Below are 20,244 nucleotides of genomic sequence, written 5' to 3'. Positions count from 1 at the left end.
TCATGTGCAATGAAAAAGATTGGAGTATTGACGAGCGGTGGCGATGCACCAGGGATGAATGCTGCCTTGCGTGCAGTCGTACGTAAGGCATTGTATGAAGGAATGGAAGTTGTCGGGATTTATCAAGGATACGACGGATTGATCAAAGGAGAATTTGAACTGTTCGAACTTGGTTCAGTCGGTGATATCATTCAACGTGGAGGAACGATTTTACGCTCTGCGCGCAGTCCTGAATTCATGACGGAAACAGGGCGTCAAAAGGCAGCGGATAATCTGAAGGCTGAAGGAATTGAAGGGCTTGTCGTCATCGGTGGAGACGGTTCTTTTCGAGGAGCTCTAGAGTTATCTGCTTATGGAATTGCTGTAGCTTGTGTACCAGCGACGATTGACAACGACATTACAGGGACTGAATTTACAATTGGTTTCGATACGGCGTTGAACACGGTCGTCGAAGCGATTGATAAAATTCGTGATACGGCAAGCTCCCATGAGCGTATTTTCATTGTAGAAGTGATGGGACGAGATGCTGGAGATTTAGCGCTTTGGGCGGGTCTTGGTGGAGGAGCGGAGTCCATTATCATTCCCGAGGAGCCTTTAGAAGTGAATGAAATCGTTTCGCGTTTGCATCAAAGCTCAGAACGCGGTAAACAGCATAGTGTTATCGTCGTAGCGGAAGGTGTTATGTCTGGTGCTAAACTTTCTCAACTACTGAAGGACGAGGCGGATGTTGAAACACGTGTTTCAGTGCTCGGTCATATGCAAAGAGGCGGATCTCCTTCCGCACGCGATCGTGTCATTGCAAGTCGTTATGGAGCGCGCGCTGTCGAAGAATTACAAGCAGGTCAAAAGACTGTAGCAATCGGCATGCGCAATCACAAAATCGTCGCTTACCCTCTTCAGGACGTTTTCAATACGAAGGACTGTTTAGATATGGAAATGTTAAAATTGTCTAAAGAGCTGTCTATTTAAAAGACAAAGTGTCTAATTTCATATATACTAGAGAAGCGAAATATGAATTGAATAACGAATAAGAGGCGGTTAAATCATGAGAAAAACGAAAATTGTATGTACGATTGGTCCGGCGAGCGAAGCACCGGAAATTTTAGACCAATTATTGCTATCAGGAATGAACGTCGCACGTTTGAACTTTTCGCACGGAACGCAAGATGAACACCGTGCCCGAATCCAAGCGATTCGTGAAGCGTCTAAACGTACAGGGAAAGTAGTCGGAATCTTACTCGATACGAAAGGTCCTGAAATTCGTACGCACAAAATGGAAAATGGGTCAGTTGAATTAAAATCAGGAGCAGAAGTGGCAATTTCTATGTCAGAAGTGCTCGGCACGCCGAATTTATTCTCGGTAACATATGATAAATTAATCGACGATCTTGAAGTAGGTGCACTCGTCTTGCTCGACGATGGACTCATTCAATTAGAAGTGACGGGGAAAGATTACGATAAACGAATTATTCGTACAGTTGTTGTCAACTCAGGTCATTTGAAAGATAACAAAGGAGTTAATGTTCCAGGAGTAGCGGTTCGACTTCCAGGAATTACAGATAAAGATCGTGAAGACATATTATTTGGGATTGAACAAGATGTCGATTTTATTGCAGCGTCATTTGTTCGTCGACCAGCAGATGTCATGATTATTCGTGAATTATTAGAAGCGAACGGTGGCAGTTCCCTCCACATCATTCCGAAGATTGAAAACGCAGAAGGAGTCGAAAACATCGATGAAATTTTAAGTATTTCAGATGGTGTCATGGTAGCGCGTGGAGATCTCGGCGTTGAAATTTTAGCGGAAGAAGTGCCGCTCGTTCAAAAGGAGCTCATTCGCAAATGTAATCAAGCGGGTAAACCTGTTATTACAGCGACTCAAATGCTCGATTCTATGCAGTGGAATCCACGTCCGACACGCGCTGAAGCAAGCGACGTAGCGAACGCAATCTTTGATGGAAGCGATGCAATTATGCTTTCAGGTGAAACGGCTGCCGGGGCATATCCTGTAGAGTCAGTAAAAACGATGCATAGTATCGCCGTAACAACTGAGAATGCAATCGATTATAAAACAGTCGTCTCGGCGCGTCGCCGTGAACAACATGGCAATATGACTGAATCAATCGGTCAAGCAGCAGCATATACGGCACTCAACTTAAAAGTACGCGCCGTTTTAGCACCGACAGAAAGTGGCCAGACTGCACGTATGATTGCGAAATATCGTCCGGGTTGTCCTATTGTCGCTGTGACATCGTCAGAGCGTATTGCGACAAAATTAACATTAGCTTGGGGAGTTTACCCACTTACGGGTAAACGTGCGACAACAATCGATGATATTTTACAAGAAGCGGTCGATGCAAGTTTAGAAAATAACTATATTGATCACGGAGATGTCGTTATTATCACAGCCGGTGTTCCAGTAGGTCAAGCAGGCACGACAAACTTAATGAAAATTCACATTATTGGAGATCTCGTCGCAAGTGGACAAGGAATCGGTAAAGCGAATGTTTACGGCCGTGCAGTGGTCGCTGAAACAGCGGAAGATTTGAAGGGTGTCGATGTGAAAGACGCGATTATCGTCACGAAATCTTCGGATAAAGATATGATTCATCTCATTGAACAATGTGCGGGTCTTGTAACAGAAGAAGGCGGCTTAACGAGCCACGGTGCTGTTGTAGGACTATCACTCGGTATTCCGGTAATTGTAGGAGTGGAAGGTGCTACAGAGAAAATCTTAGATGGTAGCCCAATCACGCTACATGCTGAAACAGGATGTATTTACAGCGGGCATGCTCGCGTCTTATAATAGATTCATGAAGAGAAGGTCAGTCTAAGGACGACCTTCTTTTTCAATGAACAGGAGGAATGAGAACATGCTAAAATACTTGATTCTACTATTTGTAGGAATCCCTTTCATTGAAATTGTCGCTTTGCTTTATTCTGGTAAGTGGTTCGGTCTATGGCCTACCTTGCTATTAATTGTAACGACGGGAGTGCTCGGAGCTTATTTGGCGAAACGAGAAGGAATTAAAGCTTGGCAACAATTCCAATACCGCATGCAAACGATGGATGCTCCAGGTCTTGCTTTAATAGATAGTGTGTTAATTGGGGTCGCAGGAATTTTACTCGTTTTACCAGGATTTATTACAGATATCTTTGGTTTTTTATTACTTTTCCCAATCGTTCGTAAGCAAATACGACCGCTTTTTGTACGAAAATTAGCAAAGAAAATACAAAATGATGAAATTATTATCGTGAATGGAAAGCGTATTAAGTAAAATAAAAACGTCTAAATGTCTTGAAAACATCACATTAGTCACAAAGTAGACAAAAAGAAAAGGAAGAGGAAAGACAAGTTTATTAAAAAAGGTAAAGCGTTTCCATTCACAAAAGGTGAAAAGTTGATTATAATAAGATATGGAACTGTTTAAAAACGTAGAAAAAATTAAACATAATCTAATCTAACAAAATTCGAACACTCCACATCCCATCATTCGAGATGTTAGTTAGAGGTACAGAAGGAGCGAATATTTATGACAGCAACAAAAGGGTTAGAAGGTATCGTTGCAGCACAATCTCAAGTGAGCTCGATCATCGATTCAACACTTACGTATGTAGGATATGATATCGATGAACTCGCTGAGAAAGCTAGCTTTGAAGAAGTAGTATATTTACTTTGGCACAAACGTTTACCAAATGCGGAAGAATTAGCAGAAATTAAAGAACAGCTCGCTGAAAACATGACGCTTCCACAAGGAATTATTGATCATTTCAAACTTTACCCAATCGACCAAGTTCATCCGATGGCGGGACTTCGCACAGCGGTATCAATGCTCGGACTTTTCGATGAAGAAGCAGAAGTGATGGAAGAAGCAGCGAATTACCGCAAAGCACTTCGATTACAAGCGAAAGTAGCAGCAGTAGTAACAGCATTCTCACGCATCCGTAAAGGTTTAGAGCCAGTTGCACCGAAGAAAGAACTCAGCTATGCAGAGAACTTCCTTTACATGCTAGATGGTGAAGAACCAGAAGCAATCGCAATTGAGGCGATGAACAAAGCACTCGTTTTACACGCTGACCATGAATTAAACGCATCTACATTTACAGCTCGCGTTTGCGTTGCGACACTTTCAGATATTTATTCTGGTGTAACAGCAGCAATCGGAGCATTAAAAGGACCACTTCATGGTGGAGCGAACGAGCAAGTAATGATTATGCTTGAAGAAATCGGTTCAGTAGACAATGTAGAACCATACATCCAGTCTAAAATCGAAAATAAAGAAAAAATTATGGGCTTCGGACACCGCGTATACCGCAATGGTGACCCACGTGCGAAGCACTTAAAAGAAATGTCACGTCAATTGACGGAATTAAAAGGTATGCCTGAGTATTACGAGATGTCAGTGAAGATTGACGATTACTTCACAAAAGCGAAAGGTATCTTACCAAACGTTGACTTCTACTCAGCAACTGTATATCATTCATTAGGAATCGACCATGACTTATTCACACCGATTTTCGCGGTGTCACGTATGGCGGGTTGGACAGCTCATATTTTAGAGCAGTATGAAAACAACCGTTTGATTCGTCCACGTGCTGAATATGTCGGACCGGACTTACGCAAGTATGTTCCAGTAGAAGAACGATAATATTCAAAACGTGTTAACGATAGAGACAATTGTCTCTGTAAATATATATTGAGGAGGACTTTATCAATGTCAAACGCACAAAAAGTAACTATGGAAAACGGTGTACTTAACGTACCAAATAATCCAGTAATCCCATTCATCATCGGTGACGGTACAGGCCCAGATATCTGGAACGCATCTGTACGTGTGATCGATGCAGCTGTTGAGAAAGCATACAATGGCGAAAAGAAAATCGAATGGAAAGAAGTTCTTGCGGGAGAGAAAGCATTCAACGAAACAGGTGAATGGTTACCACAAGAAACACTCGATACAATCGAAGAATACTTAATCGCAATTAAAGGACCACTTACAACGCCAATCGGTGGAGGATTCCGTTCATTGAACGTTGCATTACGTCAAGAACTAGATCTCTTCGCTTGTTTACGTCCTGTACGTTGGTTCGAAGGTGTTCCTTCACCAGTTAAGCGTCCAGAAGATTGTGATATGGTCATCTTCCGTGAAAACACAGAAGACATCTACGCTGGTATCGAGTACGAAGAAGGTACAGACGAAGTTAAGAAAATTGTTGAGTTTTTACAAAACGAAATGGGCGTTAAAAACATCCGTTTCCCAGAAACTTCAGGTATCGGTATTAAACCAATCTCTGAAGATGGAACGAAACGTTTAGTACGTTCAGCGATTCAATTCGCACTCGACAACAACCGTAAAAACGTTACAATCGTGCACAAAGGTAACATTATGAAGTTCACTGAAGGTGCATTCAAGAAGTGGGGCTACGAAGTTGCAGAGCAAGAGTTCGGCGACAAAGTATTCACATGGAACCAATACGATGAAATTAAAGATAAAGAAGGCGTTGACGCTGCAAACAAAGCACAAGCAGATGCTGAAGCTGCAGGCAAAATGATCGTTAAAGACTCAATTGCTGACATCTTCTTACAACAAATTTTAACACGTCCACGTGAGTTCGACGTAGTTGCTACAATGAACTTAAACGGAGACTACATCTCAGATGCTCTTGCGGCACAAGTAGGTGGAATCGGTATCGCACCTGGTGCGAACATTAACTACGTTACAGGACATGCAATTTTCGAAGCGACACACGGAACTGCTCCAAAATACGCTGGCCTTGACAAAGTTAACCCATCATCAGTTATCCTTTCAGCAGTTATGATGCTCGACCACTTAGGTTGGACAGAAGCTGGCGAAATGATTACGAACTCAATCGAGAAAACAATCTCATCTAAAGTTGTTACTTACGACTTCGCACGTCTCATGGACGGTGCAACAGAAGTGAAAACTTCAGAGTTCGCTGATGAACTCATCAAAAACTTATAATTTTTAAGAAAGAGGAGTCTTTGTACTCCTCTTTCCTATACATAAAATGATTTATTCCTTATACTTAATATAAGAACAAATTAGCTACAACCTATTCGTGTATAAAAGCGGTAATTGTTCACCGCTTTTTTATAAAAAATGACTACACATAAAGGAGCGTTTTGTTATGACAATGCAACGTAAAAAAGTATCCGTAATCGGTTCAGGTTTCACGGGGGCAACGACAGCATTTTTGCTTGCGCAAAAAGAGCTTGCTGATGTCGTCATCGTCGACATTCCAGAGATGGAAAACCCGGCAAAAGGGAAAGCACTCGACATGTTAGAGGCAAGTCCTGTACAAGGATTCGATGCAAATATTATCGGAACGAGCAATTATGAAGATACGAAAGACTCTGATATCGTCATCATTACAGCAGGAATCGCACGTAAACCTGGGATGAGCCGGGATGATCTCGTGCAAACGAACCAAAAAGTAATGGAATCTGTTACAGAGCAAATCGTCAAATACGCACCAAATGCTATTATTCTCGTATTAACAAACCCAGTCGATGCGATGACGTATACAGTATTTAAAAAATCGGGATTCCCGAAAGAACGTGTCATCGGTCAATCAGGTGTTCTTGATACAGCACGTTTCCGCACATTTGTTGCGCAAGAATTGAACTTATCTGTGAAAGACGTTCAAGGGTTCGTACTTGGTGGACATGGAGATGAAATGGTTCCGCTCATTCGTTATTCTTCAGCAGGCGGTGTACCTCTCGCTGATTTAATTCCGGCAGACCGTATGGAAGAAATTATCGAACGTACTCGTAAAGGTGGCGCGGAAATTGTCAACTTACTTGGTAATGGTTCTGCTTATTACGCACCATCAGCGGCACTCGTTGAAATGGCAGAGGCTATTTTAAAAGATCAGAAACGTGTACTTCCATCTATCGCGTATTTAGAAGGGGAATATGGCTTACATGACCTTTACCTCGGAGTGCCAACAGTACTTGGCGCAGATGGAATTGAAAAAATTATTGAACTCGACCTCACAGAAGATGAGCAAGCAGCTTTAAATAAATCAGCAGACGCTGTTCGTGCAGTAATGAATATTCTTTCTTAGAAAATAAAAGAAATCTACCGTAATGCTTTCATTGCGGTAGATTTTTATTTTGAAAAAAATTGTAACCACTTTAAGGAGAAAGGGAAATAACGGAATTTACACAATCTTAACGTTTGAAAGATAGGTCTGTTGTCGATTTTCATTCATATTATTGATACAATTTAAATGAAATATTCACAAAACTTCAAGGAAGACTTAAAAATATGAAATAGAAAGTAGCGAAGCCTTTTATGAGAAACGAAGATAAAAAGATTTTAATTGTCGATGACGAACAACCGATTCGTACATTGCTTGAATATAATTTAAAACAATCCAATTATGAAACATTAACAGCCGCAGATGGAGAGGAAGCACTCGAGAAAATCCGGGCAGAGCGCCCAGATCTCGTATTGCTCGATTTAATGTTACCGAAGTTGGATGGTATCGATGTTTGTCGCCAATTGCGTCATGAGGAAAATCATGTGCCCATTATTATGCTAACAGCGCGTGGAGAAGAACCGGATAAAGTACTCGGCTTAGAAATTGGTGCCGATGATTATATGACGAAACCTTTCAGTCCGAGAGAAGTGTTGGCACGTGTAAAAGCAGTATTACGTCGTTCCAAACAGTCAGGACAAGAAGAACAGCAAGAACAATTGAAAGAAGGTTCTCTCATCGTCTATCCAGAACGTTATGAAGTGTTAAAAGATGGCGAAGAATTAGAGTTTACACCGAAAGAATTTGAATTACTCGTCTACTTTATGCAAAATAAAAACCGTGTCCTTACTCGCGATCAGTTATTGAGTGCTGTTTGGAATTATGATTTTGCCGGAGATACACGCATTGTCGATGTCCATGTTAGTCATTTACGCGAAAAAATTGAAGAAAATACGAAAAAACCGAAATATATTAAAACTGTGAGAGGGATTGGATATAAATTCGAGGAGCAAAAATAATGAGACAGACGATTTACTCAAAACTTGTCGTTGCCGTCATGACGGTCTTGTTCGTTATGATGACGCTCGCCGCAATCGTCTTTAGTCAATTTTTTTATTTGTTTGAACAACAAGTAGACGTGGCGATTCAACAGAAGTATTGGAGTTTTATCGTCATTGTCACCACTTTATTATTTTTTACGACAGGACTCATTTTAGTCCGTGTCATTTATGCGTATACAAAATCAGTCGAAACTGTAACACGAACAGCTGAGCAATTAACATCGGGAAATTATTTAGCGCGCGTGCCGATGACGGACGTTACAGATGATCGACTGAGTATTGCGATGAATCAAATTGCTAGCAATCTTCAAGAGCTTCAAATTTTGAGAGAAATGGATCAAGAACGAACGAAGACCCTTGTCGAAAGCATCGGAAGCGGACTACTCATGTTCGGTCGAGAAGGAAATTTGAATATGGTAAATGGTGTTTTTGAAAAACAATTTGGTTATAAGCGTCGCGATATACTTGGTAAGCAATTTTACAGCATCGGTCTACCAGATGAAGTTGAAGAAGTTATAGAAGAAGTATTTTTAACAGAAGCGACATTCGATCAACAAATGACCGTTCGCCGTGGGGAAGAACGTCTTCATTTAAGTGTGTATGGTGCACCTGTTATTGGGATGCACGGTAATTGGCTAGGCATTATTATCGTTTTTCATAATATTACAGAACTTGTACGTTTAGAAGAAATCCGAAAAGATTTCGTTGCTAACGTTTCCCATGAATTGCGAACACCTGTTACATCGATCAAAGGATTTACAGAGACGATTTTAGACGGAGCGATTGAGAGCCGAGAAGTAACGATTCAATTTTTGGAAATTATTCAAAAAGAGAGTGATCGCCTCCAGTTATTAATTGATGATTTATTAGAGTTATCTCGAATTGAGCGGACAGAATTCCAACTTCAAATGAAGTATGTCCAAATTGGGGATGTTGTGAGAGATGCGATTGCGATTACAGAAAATCAACGTCTCGACAAGCGAATTGATTTGGAAGTGGAGGGAAATGATCAAGCTGTCGTGGAGGCAGATGATCGGCGTCTCATTCAAATATTTGTCAATTTATTAACGAACGCTATTTCGTATTCTAAACCAGAAACATGTATTCATGTTTCGTATGGTACAGTGGACGAAGAAGTATTTGTATCGATTCAAGATGAAGGAATCGGTATTGCACCTGAAGAGAAAAATCGACTATTTGAACGTTTTTACCGTGTCGATAAAGCCCGTGCTAGAGACTCTGGAGGGACGGGGCTTGGCTTAGCCATCGTCAAGCATTTAGTTGAAGCGCATAAAGGGCGAATCGAAGTGGAGAGCGAAGTGGACCAAGGAACAACATTCACAATTTATTTGCCACCACGCCAATCGAATCGAAAAGAGTTGAAAACAGTTTAGCGTGTGCTAAACTGTTTTTTCATGCGTGAATCCGAATTGATGTTCGTGGTACACTAGAGATACAATGAATAAAAAAGGAGACGAATACATGACGAAACCGAAATTACTACTATTAGACGGGAACAGTTTAGCATACCGTGCATTTTTTGCTTTACCTCTATTAACGAATAGTCAAGGAGTTCATACGAATGCAGCGTATGGTTTTACAATGATGTTGCAAAATATTTTAGAAGAACATCACCCTGAACAAATCCTCGTCGCTTGGGATAAAGGCAAGGTGACATTCCGTCATGAAACTTTCAAAGAGTATAAAGGAGGGCGTCAAAAAACACCGAATGAATTGCGTGAACAGTTTCCAATCATTCGAGATATATTAACAGCCCACGGCATCGCGCAATATGAATTAGAAGCGTATGAAGCGGATGATATTATCGGGACGCTTGCGAATCTTTACAATGATTCACATGACGTGATCATCATTTCAGGCGATAAAGATTTAACGCAGCTCGTCACAGATAAAACGACAGTGTTCATTACCCGTAAAGGGATTACCGATATGGAGAAGTATACCCCGGAACATGTGATGGAGAAGTATGGGATTACACCACCACAAATTATCGATATGAAAGGGTTAATGGGCGACAGTTCAGACAATATTCCAGGCGTCCCAGGAGTCGGAGAAAAGACAGCGTTAAAATTGTTAAAGCAGTATGAAACGGTTGAAGGTGTATACGAACATCTCGATGATATTACGGCAAAAAAGCTCAATGAAAATCTGACGACGTATCGCGACCAAGCGTTCATGAGTAAACAACTTGCGACGATTGAAGTGAATGCTCCAATCGATGTGCCTGCCGATATGATGAACTACGCAGGACCGGACCTTGAGAAATTACGCGAGCAATATGAAATGTTAGAATCGAAACGTTTGCTCGATCAATTAAAAGGAGATGCCCCTTCTGAAATGCAAGTCGAAATTTCTTATGTCACTTTCGACCGCGAAGAAGGAATCGTTTGGCCGGAAAAAGCGAGCCTTCATATTGAATTGGACGGAGATAATTATTTAACAGACCCCGTACTCGTCATGACGATGGCAATGGCAGGAAAAGAAGGTAGCGAAGGTGTGTACACATTCGATGAACGACAAATTGCTGAATATGAGTCTTTAAAAGTATGGTTAGAAGACGAAACAATCATTAAATATGCATCGGATACGAAAGCGATTCAAAGTGTCCTTCATCGTTATGGTATTGCATTACGTGGTGTGCAATACGATTTGTTGCTCGCTTCTTACATCGCGGATGCATCCAATGCTCAAAAGGAAATTGCGCAATTAGCAGAAGAGTTAACTTTACCGTATGAAGTTCGTCGAGATGAAGACGTCTATGGTAAAGGAGCAAAACGTCAAGTGCCTGAATTTGACGTTTATACGTATCACGCTGCAACGAAAGCGAAGGCGGTTTGGGATAGTGTACCGATTGTAGAAGAGCAGTTAAAAGAGAGCGAACAGTATGAGTTATTCCACGACTTAGAACTCCCATTAGCTTCTATTTTAAGCGAAATGGAAACAGAAGGTATTGCAGTGGACGAAACGGTTTTACAAACGTTAGGAAAAGATTTAAGTGAGCGACTTGCAATGTTAGAATCTGATATTTACACGTTAGCAGGAGAAACGTTCAATATTAATTCTCCAAAACAACTCGGTGTCATTTTATTTGAGAAAATTGGTCTCACTCCGATTAAAAAGACGAAAACAGGATATTCTACAGCGGCGGATGTTTTAGAAAAACTTGAACATGAGCATGAAATTATTGCGCTCATTTTGCTTTACCGTCAGCTCGGCAAATTGAATTCAACTTATGTAGAAGGTTTGCAAAAAGAGATTCATACAGATGGTAAAATTCATACGCGCTTCCAACAAGCACTAACGACGACGGGACGTTTAAGTTCGATTAACCCGAACTTGCAAAACATTCCAATTCGCCTAGAAGAAGGGCGCAAAATTCGTGAAGCGTTCGTTCCTTCTCATGAAGGATGGAAATTGTTCGCAGCGGACTACTCACAAATTGAATTGCGTGTACTTGCTCATATTTCAGAAGATGAAAAGTTAATAGACGCTTTCCAAAGAGGAGCGGATATTCATACAGAAACAGCGATGAATGTTTTCCACGTGTCACGCGAAGAAGTAGATTCGAATATGCGCCGTGCAGCGAAAGCCGTCAACTTCGGAATCATTTACGGCATTAGCGATTACGGCTTATCTCAAAACTTAAATATTTCACGCCCAGAAGCGAAAAAATTCATCGACACGTATTTGCATACGTTTGAAGGAGTTAAACGCTATATGGATAAAAGTATCGAAATTGCTAGAAAACGTGGATATGCGGAAACATTGATGAATCGCCGTCGCTATTTACCTGATTTAAATAGTTCGAGCTTTAACGTTCGAAGCTTTGCAGAACGGACAGCGATGAACACGCCGATTCAAGGAAGTGCAGCTGACATTATTAAACGTGCGATGATCGATATGAATGCGCGTTTAAAAGAAGAAGGACTGCAAGCGAAAATGTTATTGCAAGTGCATGACGAATTAATTTTCGAAGCACCAGCAGAAGAAATTGCGATCCTTGAAAAAATTGTTCCGGAAGTGATGGAACAAACGATTCAATTGCGCGTACCGTTAAAAGTAGATAGCGCGAGTGGCGCGTCATGGTATGAGGTGTAATCGATGCCAGAACTGCCAGAAGTAGAACTCGTCGTGCGTGATTTAGTGAAGGAATTAAATCATGAACGAATCGAACGGGTTGAAATATCAGATGTCGTCATCGCCTCGAAGTTAGAAGGAAAAGAAGCGATTGTGAAAACATTGGACGTGCCGACATTCATTCGCGAAATGGAAGGAATGCAAATCGAATCGATCACACGTCGCAGCAAATATATTTATATGACATTAACTAAAAATGGTGAAACGTATTTACTAGCGAGTCATCTCGGTATGACGGGTGCTTGGTTCGTCGGTAATTCATTAGATGATGTGACAGAAGAGAAGTTTCGTCGTCACATTCATGCGGTTTTCGCGCTTGATGATGGGAGACTTCTCATCTATAGTGATATCCGTCGTTTCGGCGAACTTCGCTTATTAAAAGAAGAAGCGGACTATCCGCCACTCCTTCAAATGGCACCAGAACCGTTTGATGAAGGAGCAGAAGATTATTTTATCGCACGTGTTTCAGAACCGAAATGGCTAGAGAAGCCAATTAAACAAGCAATTATGGATGGGACTGTCATTTCGGGATGCGGCAACATTTATGCAACAGAAGCATTGTTCAAACAAAAGATTCATCCGAAACGCGCATGTCGTCGCATTTCAGAACAGCGTAAGCGTGCATTGTTTCAAGAGATTGTAGCGATTTTGAACGAAAGTATCGAGAGAGGGGGCAGTTCGATTTCAGATTACCGTAATGTAAACGGCGAATCGGGAACGATGCAAAATGTCCATCAAATGTACAATAAAAAAGTATGTCCCGAGTGCGGAAGCGCAACGAAGCAAATACAAATTCAAAATCGGACATCGACATACTGTCCGCAATGTCAAAAGTAGGTGAACAAATGATTATCGGATTAACAGGAAGCATTGCGACGGGGAAAAGCACCGTCGCAAATATGTTGAAAGAACGAGGAATCCCAGTTGTAGATGCAGATGAAGTCGCGCGAGTTGTCGTAGAAAAAGGGCGACCTGCTTTACAAAAAATTGTAGAGGCATTTGGAGAAGAAGTATTGTTAGAAGATGGCACATTAAATCGTCCAGCGCTAGGTAACATCATCTTTAATGATAAAGAAGCGCGCGATACGTTGAATGCGATCATGCATCCAGCGATTCGAGAAGAGATGGAAAGCCAAAAAGCGTATCACATTGAAAATAGAGAACGCATCATCATTATGGATATTCCGCTATTATTTGAAAATGGCTTAACTGAAACAGTGGATCGCGTGGTCGTCGTCACGGTTGATGAAGGCACGCAATTAAAACGTTTAATGGAACGCAATCATTTGACGGAAGAAGAAGCGAAAGCACGTATTCAATCTCAAATTGCTGTGCAAGACAAAGTGAAGCGTGCAGATGATGTGATTGATAATAGTAGCACATTAAAACATACGGAAGAACAAGTTATGAAAATGATTGAAAGATGGAAGGAAACATTGGATTGAAGATGTTTCTGATTGATTGTTACACAATTGTGAAGTACAAATAAAACAATTTTAATGAAAAACTAACTTTTTATATGTGAATGTGTTATACTAATTTACAGAAAAACAGAAACAGTATAACATACATGCAGGAGGATTTCATACATGACAACTTCGGTAGCAATTAATGGATTCGGACGTATCGGACGAATGGCTTTTCGCCAAATGATGAAAAATGACAACTTAAAAGTCGTAGCAATTAACGCACTTTACCCAGCAGAAACGTTAGCGCACTTGATTAAATACGATACAGTGCACGGAACGTATGACGGAGAAGTACAAGCAGCAGATAATGCGATCATCATTGATGGACATCGCGTCGAACTCGTCGCAGACCGAAACCCAGAAAATTTACCGTGGAAAGATCTCGGTGTTGATATCGTAATTGAAGCGACAGGTGTATTTAATGACTATGAAGGTTCAGCGAAACATTTAAAAGCAGGTGCTAAAAAAGTCATTATTTCAGCGCCAGCTAAAAATGAAGACATTACAATCGTACTCGGCGTAAATGACGAGCAATTAAATGTTGAAAAACATGATATCATTTCAAACGCAAGCTGTACGACAAACTGTCTCGCACCAGTAGCGAAAGTATTAAATGATACATTCGGAATCGAGAACGGTTTAATGACAACAGTTCACGCATATACGAATGACCAGAAAAACTTAGACAACCCGCATAAAGACTTACGTCGTGCGCGTGCATGTGCACAATCGATCATTCCAACTTCAACAGGTGCAGCAAAAGCTTTATCACTCGTCTTACCTGAATTAGAAGGACGCATTCACGGAATGGCTTTACGTGTACCGACTCCGAACGTCTCACTCGTTGACTTAGTGGTCGATGTGAAACGTGACGTAACAGTGGAAGAAGTGAATAAAGCATTCGAAGATGCGGCAAACGGTCCAATGAAAGGTATTTTATACTTCACGGAAGAACCACTCGTATCTGTTGACTTCAATACTTCAACAGCATCAGCAACAGTTGATGCATTATCGACAATTGTCATGCAAGATCGTAAAGTAAAAGTTCTCGCATGGTACGATAATGAATGGGGCTACTCAGCACGCGTTGTACAACTCGCGGAAAAAGTAGGACAACAATTAAAAGCAACAGCAAATGTTTAATTAAATACAAGAGAGACAACTAGATGGCTAGACACTAAATGGTTGACTCTCTATAAAAAGGATGGAAGAGAAATCTTTCATCCTTTTTGAATTGTCTCGCTTCTTCAAGTACAAGATGTATGAACATCTGTTATAATGAAGATAATTATAACTGAGTGGAGGAACAATTATGGAATGCCCAGCGTGTCATCATTACGGAACGAAAGTAATCGACTCTCGCCCCGCAGAAGAAAATAGAGCTATTCGTCGTCGACGTGAATGTGAAGCGTGTCATTTTCGTTTTACAACATTTGAAAAAATTGAACAAATTCCGCTCATCGTTCGGAAAAAAGATGGGACAGCGGAAGAATTTAATGAAGATAAAATTTTGCGCGGTCTCATTCGCGCTTGTGAGAAGCGCTCGGTACCTATTGATGAGTTGAAGAATATCGTTTACACGATTGAAAAAGAATTGCGCAATGAGGGAATTGTAGAAATTCCTTCAAGTGAATTAGGTGAGATGGTCATGGAACGTTTAGCAGATCTCGACGAAGTGGCGTATGTACGTTTTGCGTCTGTTTACCGCCATTATAAAGATACAAATGTCTTCATTGAAGAATTATTAAAATTACGCAATAAAGAGGATTGAAATGTAGGTGAAAAAAGTGACGCTTGTTGATTTAGAGCCAATTGATCACTATACAATCAAACGGTCCCACCCGATTACGGAAGAAGACCGTCATGTCGTCTACTCGCTTTATCAACCGCTCGTTGGTATCGAGTCCATCTCATTATATATGATGATGTTAACAGAATATGAGCGAAAATCTGAACAAGTTCAAAATCATTATTTTTATATGAATCTTTTCGGAGAGTCCATTACGACGATTCAAGAATGGCGAATGAGGCTCGAAGCAATTGGCCTATTGAATTCATACGTAGAACAAAATGAGATCCCACTCTATTATTATGAACTGATGCCACCTGTTTCAGCAAAATCATTTTTTGATGATCCGCTGCTATCTACTTTTTTATTTAGTAAGGTAGGGGAAGCAACTTATGTTCGGCTGCGTGACTTATTCATTGTTCCAAAATGGAAGAAGGATGCTTTACACAATGTGACTCGTTCTTTTACTGACTTATTTGAACCGACCTCGATGAGAACATTACCTGCACTCGAAGAGAATCATCAGTTCGAAACTTCAATAAAAGAAGAATCATCGTACCGTTTACCTTCTTTTGATTTTAAAGCATTACGAGACCATTTATCTGAACAGTTGATGGATGATGCTCAGTTTGAACGATTGCCGAAAGCACTCATTCAAAACTTAGCGCATTTATATCAATATAGCCCGTTCGATATGGCAGAAGTGCTATTGATTGCCATGAATCAATATGGAGTAGAATTGACTGAACAGACAATTCGCAAGACTGCTGTCGACTTTTATAAGTTAAATCGTTCAACAGAACCGCCGGCACTACGAAGAAAAGCGGATGATGTGCCGACAACCGAAGAAGTGAGTGAAGTAGGCGATGAAAAAAATGACATGTTACGCTACTTTAATACGGTATCACCCGCTCAACTTCTTTGTGATATTTCGCAAAAACAACCGTATCCTACGACATTAAAATTAGTAGAACGTCTCATGAACGAACATAGTATGCCAACTCCGGTCATCAACGTTCTTCTTCATTACATTTATTTAAATTACAATGGAAAAATCACGGCGAGTTTAACAGAAACGATTGCGCAACAATGGGCGATTAAAGGAATCAAAACGGCGAAAGAAGCTATTGCGATATCGAAATTAGAACATACGCAATATCAAAAATATAAGGAAGAAAAAGAACGTAAACCAGAACGTCCAAATATGTATACGAAGCGTTCTACTCGAGAAGAGCCGGTTCCAGAGTGGTTTGGAAAAGCGACAGAAGAGGAAGAGAAAGAAGAAACGTCCGAAGAAGTGGAACGCCTTCGTCAAGCATTGATTGAAGAGCTCGGCATCCCGAAGAAAGAAGGTGACACGAATGGAACCAATTAATCGCAGTTTGCAAGAGGTATTAGCTCGTTCACCTCGTTTGCGTGCTCAAATGACAGAATTAAAGGGTGAAATCATCCAAAATAAAGCGATCATTCAATTTTTACACGAGCATCAATTGACGGTAGATGATCCGATTGTCGATCGTAATATCGCAAAGCTTTATGAATTTACACAAGCTTCTCATCAATGTGATCGTTGTCCTTCACTTGAAGGATGTATCAATGTTGTCGCTGGACTACAGCCGGATCTCATTTTAAAAAATGGCGCTATTGAGTTGAAATATTCAAAATGCCCATCACGCATTAAAAATGAACAAGAGCGTGAATTAGAGAGAATGATTTCAAGTATGTATATGCCGAAAGATGTTTTAAAAGCACAACTTTCCCATATCGATATGTTTTTTGATGACAGTCGTGTATTTGTCGTTCAAAGAGCGAAGCAATTTTTAAATGAGTATGATGCGACAGGGAAGCTTCCGAAAAAAGGATTGTATATTCACGGTCCATTCGGTGTCGGAAAGTCTTTTATTATCGGTGCTTTAGCGAATGAATTAGCAAATCGACACATTCAAACAGTTATCGTATATTTACCAGAATTTTTCCGCGAGATGAAACAATCGATACAAAATCAATCACTAGAACCGAAACTTGATTTTGTGAAAAAAGCACCGGTTTTAATGTTGGACGATATTGGTGCGGAATCGATGAGCGCTTGGGTACGAGACGATATACTCGGAACAATTTTACAATACCGAATGTCTGAACAGCTTCCGACATTTTTTACATCGAATTTTAATATGAACGAACTTGCTTATCATTTAACCTATACGCAGAGAGGCGAGAAAGAAGAAGTAAAAGCAGGGCGAATTATGGAACGAATTCGCGAAGTGAGTGAACCGATTGAATTAAAAGGGAAAAACATGCGCAATCAAAGTTGACAAATAAATAGATTATTTGTATAATATGGGCATTCAAAATATAAATGCATTGACGAGGACACCTTTGATTTGACCTCAATGTTCAGAGACTGAAGCATTCGGTGAGAGCTTCGGATTGAACAAATCATTGACCACCTCCAAGCAGCATCGAGTTTAATCGATTGCCGGTAACAAGCCGTTATTTGTCTCAAGCTTCGTCTTTTTGAAGTGCTTTTTAGCATTGTCAAAAGGAAGGAAGAAGGGTGGAACCACGAATACAACCTCGTCCCTTTCATAGGGCGAGGTTTTTTTGTGTTCAAAAATAGAAAAAGAGTAGGAGTGCGAACAATGGCAAACATGATTCAATTAACATTTCCAGATGGAGCAGTAAAGGAATTTGAACGCGGTACGACGACAGCAGACGTAGCCGGTTCAATTAGCCCAGGATTAAAGAAAAATGCATTAGCAGGTAAGTTAAATGGTGAATTAATCGATTTCACATGTCCAATTGAAGAAGACGGAACGATTGAAATTATTACACCGAACTCAGATGAAGCGTTAGAAATTTTACGCCATAGTACAGCGCACCTTTTAGCGCATGCGGTACATCGTCTATTCCCAGAAACGAAATTCGGTGTCGGTCCAGTGATTGAAAACGGATTTTACTATGACATGGATCCGGTAGAACCGTTGACAGCAGATGATCTTCCAGAAATTGAGAAAGAAATGCGTCGCATCATTTCAGAAAATATTGAAGTTGTTCGTCATGAAGTCACACGTGATGAAGCACGTAAAATGTTTGAAGACATCAATGACCCTTATAAAATCGAATTATTAGAAGCGATTCCAGAAGATGAAACAGTCACTGTATACGAACAAGGAGATTTCTTCGATTTATGTCGCGGTGTCCACGTACCTTCAACAGGCAAATTGAAAGAGTTTAAATTGCTGAGCTTAGCTGGAGCATATTGGCGTGGAAATTCTGATAATAAAATGTTACAACGTGTGTATGGAACAGCATTCTTCAAAAAAGATGAATTGAAAAAACATCTTAAAATGTTGGAAGAAGCGCGTGAACGCGACCACCGTAAAATTGGTCGTGAACTCAATTTATTTATGAACTCGCAAAAAGTAGGACAAGGTTTACCGTTATGGTTACCGAAAGGTGCGACAATCCGTCGCACAATCGAGCGTTACATCGTCGATATCGAGGAAAAACTCGGCTACCAACACGTTTATACACCAGTACTCGGATCGAAAGATTTATATGAGACATCAGGTCACTGGGGTCATTATCAAGACGGAATGTTCCCACCGATGGAAATGGATAATGAAACACTCGTCCTGCGTCCGATGAACTGTCCACACCATATGATGGTTTATAAAAATGGCATTCACTCATACCGTAATTTACCAGTGCGTATCGCAGAACTCGGTACGATGCACCGTTATGAAATGTCTGGAGCATTATCAGGACTACAGCGTGTTCGTGGGATGACATTGAATGACGCGCACATTTTCGTTCGTCCAGACCAAATTAAAGCAGAGTTTAAACGTGTTGTAGAATTAATTTTAGCGGTATACGAAGACTTCAACATTACAGACTATTCATTCCGCTTATCATACCGTGATCCAGAAGATACAGAGAAATATTTCGATGACGATGCGATGTGGGAACGCGCGCAAAAGTTATTGAAAGAAGCGATGGATGAATTAGATCTCGACTATGTAGAAGCAGAAGGGGAAGCGGCGTTCTACGGTCCGAAATTAGATGTGCAAGTACGTACGGCAATCGGTATGGAAGAAACACTTTCAACTGTACAGCTCGACTTTTTACAACCAGAGCGCTTTGATTTAACATATGTTGGAGAAGACGGAAAACAACATCGTCCAGTCGTCATTCACCGAGGGGTCGTTTCAACGATGGAACGTTTCGTCGCTTATTTAATTGAAGAATATAAAGGGGCATTCCCAACGTGGCTCGCTCCAGTACAAGTGGAGATTATCCCCGTTTCAAATGATGTGCATTATAAATATGCAGAATTTGTTCGCGATGAACTCGTCAAACGTGGTATCCGCGTTGAAATTGATGATCGTGAAGAAAAAATGGGATATAAAATCCGTGAAGCACAAGTCCAAAAAATCCCGTACACACTCGTGCTTGGAGATCGTGAAATGCAAACAGGTGACGTCAACGTACGTAAATACGGAGAGAAACAATCTGAAACGATGTCTGTCTCTCAATTCGTCGCAAATATCATTCGCGAAGTGATGCATGCATCAGAGCGTCACGACTTAGAGTTAGATAAATAATAGAAAGAATGCTTCCATTTCGAAAGAGTGGAAGCATTTCTTTTAAATAATGTTTGACAGTGTGAAAGAACGGTGGTATAGTTATAAAGGTTAAGAAATTAACTGAATACAGTTTGTGGTATAAGTAGGAGCTACCCGCTTCTCACCTGTCTGATGTC

At 40.7% G+C, this 20,244-nt stretch carries 16 protein-coding genes; all 16 read left to right on the top strand.

Annotation, left to right across the window (positions count from 1 at the left end; genetic code table 11):
* Positions 1-9: 9 nt before the first annotated feature.
* Positions 10-969, top strand: a complete 960-nt coding sequence (gene pfkA / locus IRY55_RS10065; protein WP_194563194.1) for a 6-phosphofructokinase — start codon at positions 10-12, stop codon at positions 967-969.
* Between the two features lie 76 nt (positions 970-1,045).
* Positions 1,046-2,806 carry a pyruvate kinase gene (gene pyk, locus IRY55_RS10060; RefSeq protein ID WP_194563193.1) on the top strand — a complete coding sequence of 587 codons (1,761 nt, stop codon included), beginning with the start codon at positions 1,046-1,048 and terminating at the stop codon, positions 2,804-2,806.
* A 67-nt stretch (positions 2,807-2,873) separates the two neighbouring features.
* Positions 2,874-3,278: an FxsA family protein gene (locus tag IRY55_RS10055; protein WP_194563192.1), complete on the top strand. Its 405-nt coding sequence runs from the start codon at positions 2,874-2,876 to the stop codon at positions 3,276-3,278.
* Positions 3,279-3,533: 255 nt separating this feature from the next.
* A complete protein-coding gene (gene citZ / locus IRY55_RS10050; RefSeq protein ID WP_194563191.1) occupies positions 3,534-4,649 on the top strand; it encodes a citrate synthase in 1,116 nt (371 codons plus the stop codon).
* 66 nt (positions 4,650-4,715) lie between these two features.
* Positions 4,716-5,984, top strand: a complete 1,269-nt coding sequence (icd, locus tag IRY55_RS10045) for an NADP-dependent isocitrate dehydrogenase (protein WP_194563190.1) — start codon at positions 4,716-4,718, stop codon at positions 5,982-5,984.
* Between the two features lie 166 nt (positions 5,985-6,150).
* Positions 6,151-7,089 (top strand): malate dehydrogenase, encoded by a 939-nt coding sequence (gene mdh / locus IRY55_RS10040; protein WP_194563189.1) that lies wholly within the window; start codon positions 6,151-6,153, stop codon positions 7,087-7,089.
* Positions 7,090-7,319: 230 nt separating this feature from the next.
* Positions 7,320-8,024, top strand: coding sequence for a response regulator transcription factor (locus IRY55_RS10035; RefSeq protein WP_194563188.1), 705 nt, complete (start codon positions 7,320-7,322; stop codon positions 8,022-8,024).
* Positions 8,024-9,460 (top strand): two-component system histidine kinase PnpS, encoded by a 1,437-nt coding sequence (pnpS, locus tag IRY55_RS10030; protein WP_194563187.1) that lies wholly within the window; start codon positions 8,024-8,026, stop codon positions 9,458-9,460. Before IRY55_RS10035 ends, pnpS begins: the two co-directional genes overlap by 1 nt.
* A gap of 88 nt (positions 9,461-9,548) precedes the next feature.
* A complete protein-coding gene (polA, locus tag IRY55_RS10025) occupies positions 9,549-12,185 on the top strand; it encodes a DNA polymerase I (protein ID WP_194563186.1) in 2,637 nt (878 codons plus the stop codon).
* Positions 12,186-12,188: 3 nt separating this feature from the next.
* A complete protein-coding gene (gene mutM / locus IRY55_RS10020; RefSeq protein ID WP_194563185.1) occupies positions 12,189-13,061 on the top strand; it encodes a bifunctional DNA-formamidopyrimidine glycosylase/DNA-(apurinic or apyrimidinic site) lyase in 873 nt (290 codons plus the stop codon).
* A gap of 8 nt (positions 13,062-13,069) precedes the next feature.
* The gene (gene coaE / locus IRY55_RS10015; RefSeq protein WP_194563184.1) at positions 13,070-13,669 is read left to right on the top strand and encodes a dephospho-CoA kinase; all 600 of its coding nucleotides are present in this window, start codon (positions 13,070-13,072) and stop codon (positions 13,667-13,669) included.
* Between the two features lie 144 nt (positions 13,670-13,813).
* Complete coding sequence (locus IRY55_RS10010; protein ID WP_194563183.1) at positions 13,814-14,836, top strand: glyceraldehyde-3-phosphate dehydrogenase; 1,023 nt, start codon at positions 13,814-13,816, stop codon at positions 14,834-14,836.
* 169 nt (positions 14,837-15,005) lie between these two features.
* A complete protein-coding gene (gene nrdR, locus IRY55_RS10005) occupies positions 15,006-15,464 on the top strand; it encodes a transcriptional regulator NrdR (RefSeq protein WP_194563182.1) in 459 nt (152 codons plus the stop codon).
* Between the two features lie 7 nt (positions 15,465-15,471).
* The gene (locus IRY55_RS13595; RefSeq protein WP_194563181.1) at positions 15,472-16,857 is read left to right on the top strand and encodes a replication initiation and membrane attachment family protein; all 1,386 of its coding nucleotides are present in this window, start codon (positions 15,472-15,474) and stop codon (positions 16,855-16,857) included.
* Complete coding sequence (gene dnaI, locus IRY55_RS09995) at positions 16,844-17,794, top strand: primosomal protein DnaI (protein ID WP_194563180.1); 951 nt, start codon at positions 16,844-16,846, stop codon at positions 17,792-17,794. The genes IRY55_RS13595 and dnaI overlap by 14 nt, the downstream gene beginning before the upstream one ends.
* Before the next feature lie 327 nt (positions 17,795-18,121).
* A complete protein-coding gene (thrS, locus tag IRY55_RS09990) occupies positions 18,122-20,086 on the top strand; it encodes a threonine--tRNA ligase (protein ID WP_194563179.1) in 1,965 nt (654 codons plus the stop codon).
* Positions 20,087-20,244 lie beyond the last annotated feature (158 nt).

Origin of the sequence: Savagea serpentis (assembly GCF_015351395.1) — a bacterium.
Taxonomy (GTDB): domain Bacteria; phylum Bacillota; class Bacilli; order Bacillales_A; family Planococcaceae; genus Savagea; species Savagea serpentis.
This window is presented reverse-complemented; position numbering and strand designations above follow the sequence as displayed.

Bases quoted from the DNA above. Each gene is read 5' to 3' on its own strand.
- pfkA (WP_194563194.1), top strand. From the start codon at position 10: ATGAAAAAGATTGGAGTATTGACGAGCGGTGGCGATGCACCAGGGATG.
- pyk (WP_194563193.1), top strand. From the start codon at position 1,046: ATGAGAAAAACGAAAATTGTATGTACGATTGGTCCGGCGAGCGAAGCA.
- IRY55_RS10055 (WP_194563192.1), top strand. From the start codon at position 2,874: ATGCTAAAATACTTGATTCTACTATTTGTAGGAATCCCTTTCATTGAA.
- citZ (WP_194563191.1), top strand. From the start codon at position 3,534: ATGACAGCAACAAAAGGGTTAGAAGGTATCGTTGCAGCACAATCTCAA.
- icd (WP_194563190.1), top strand. From the start codon at position 4,716: ATGTCAAACGCACAAAAAGTAACTATGGAAAACGGTGTACTTAACGTA.
- mdh (WP_194563189.1), top strand. From the start codon at position 6,151: ATGACAATGCAACGTAAAAAAGTATCCGTAATCGGTTCAGGTTTCACG.
- IRY55_RS10035 (WP_194563188.1), top strand. From the start codon at position 7,320: ATGAGAAACGAAGATAAAAAGATTTTAATTGTCGATGACGAACAACCG.
- pnpS (WP_194563187.1), top strand. From the start codon at position 8,024: ATGAGACAGACGATTTACTCAAAACTTGTCGTTGCCGTCATGACGGTC.
- polA (WP_194563186.1), top strand. From the start codon at position 9,549: ATGACGAAACCGAAATTACTACTATTAGACGGGAACAGTTTAGCATAC.
- mutM (WP_194563185.1), top strand. From the start codon at position 12,189: ATGCCAGAACTGCCAGAAGTAGAACTCGTCGTGCGTGATTTAGTGAAG.
- coaE (WP_194563184.1), top strand. From the start codon at position 13,070: ATGATTATCGGATTAACAGGAAGCATTGCGACGGGGAAAAGCACCGTC.
- IRY55_RS10010 (WP_194563183.1), top strand. From the start codon at position 13,814: ATGACAACTTCGGTAGCAATTAATGGATTCGGACGTATCGGACGAATG.
- nrdR (WP_194563182.1), top strand. From the start codon at position 15,006: ATGGAATGCCCAGCGTGTCATCATTACGGAACGAAAGTAATCGACTCT.
- dnaI (WP_194563180.1), top strand. From the start codon at position 16,844: ATGGAACCAATTAATCGCAGTTTGCAAGAGGTATTAGCTCGTTCACCT.
- thrS (WP_194563179.1), top strand. From the start codon at position 18,122: ATGGCAAACATGATTCAATTAACATTTCCAGATGGAGCAGTAAAGGAA.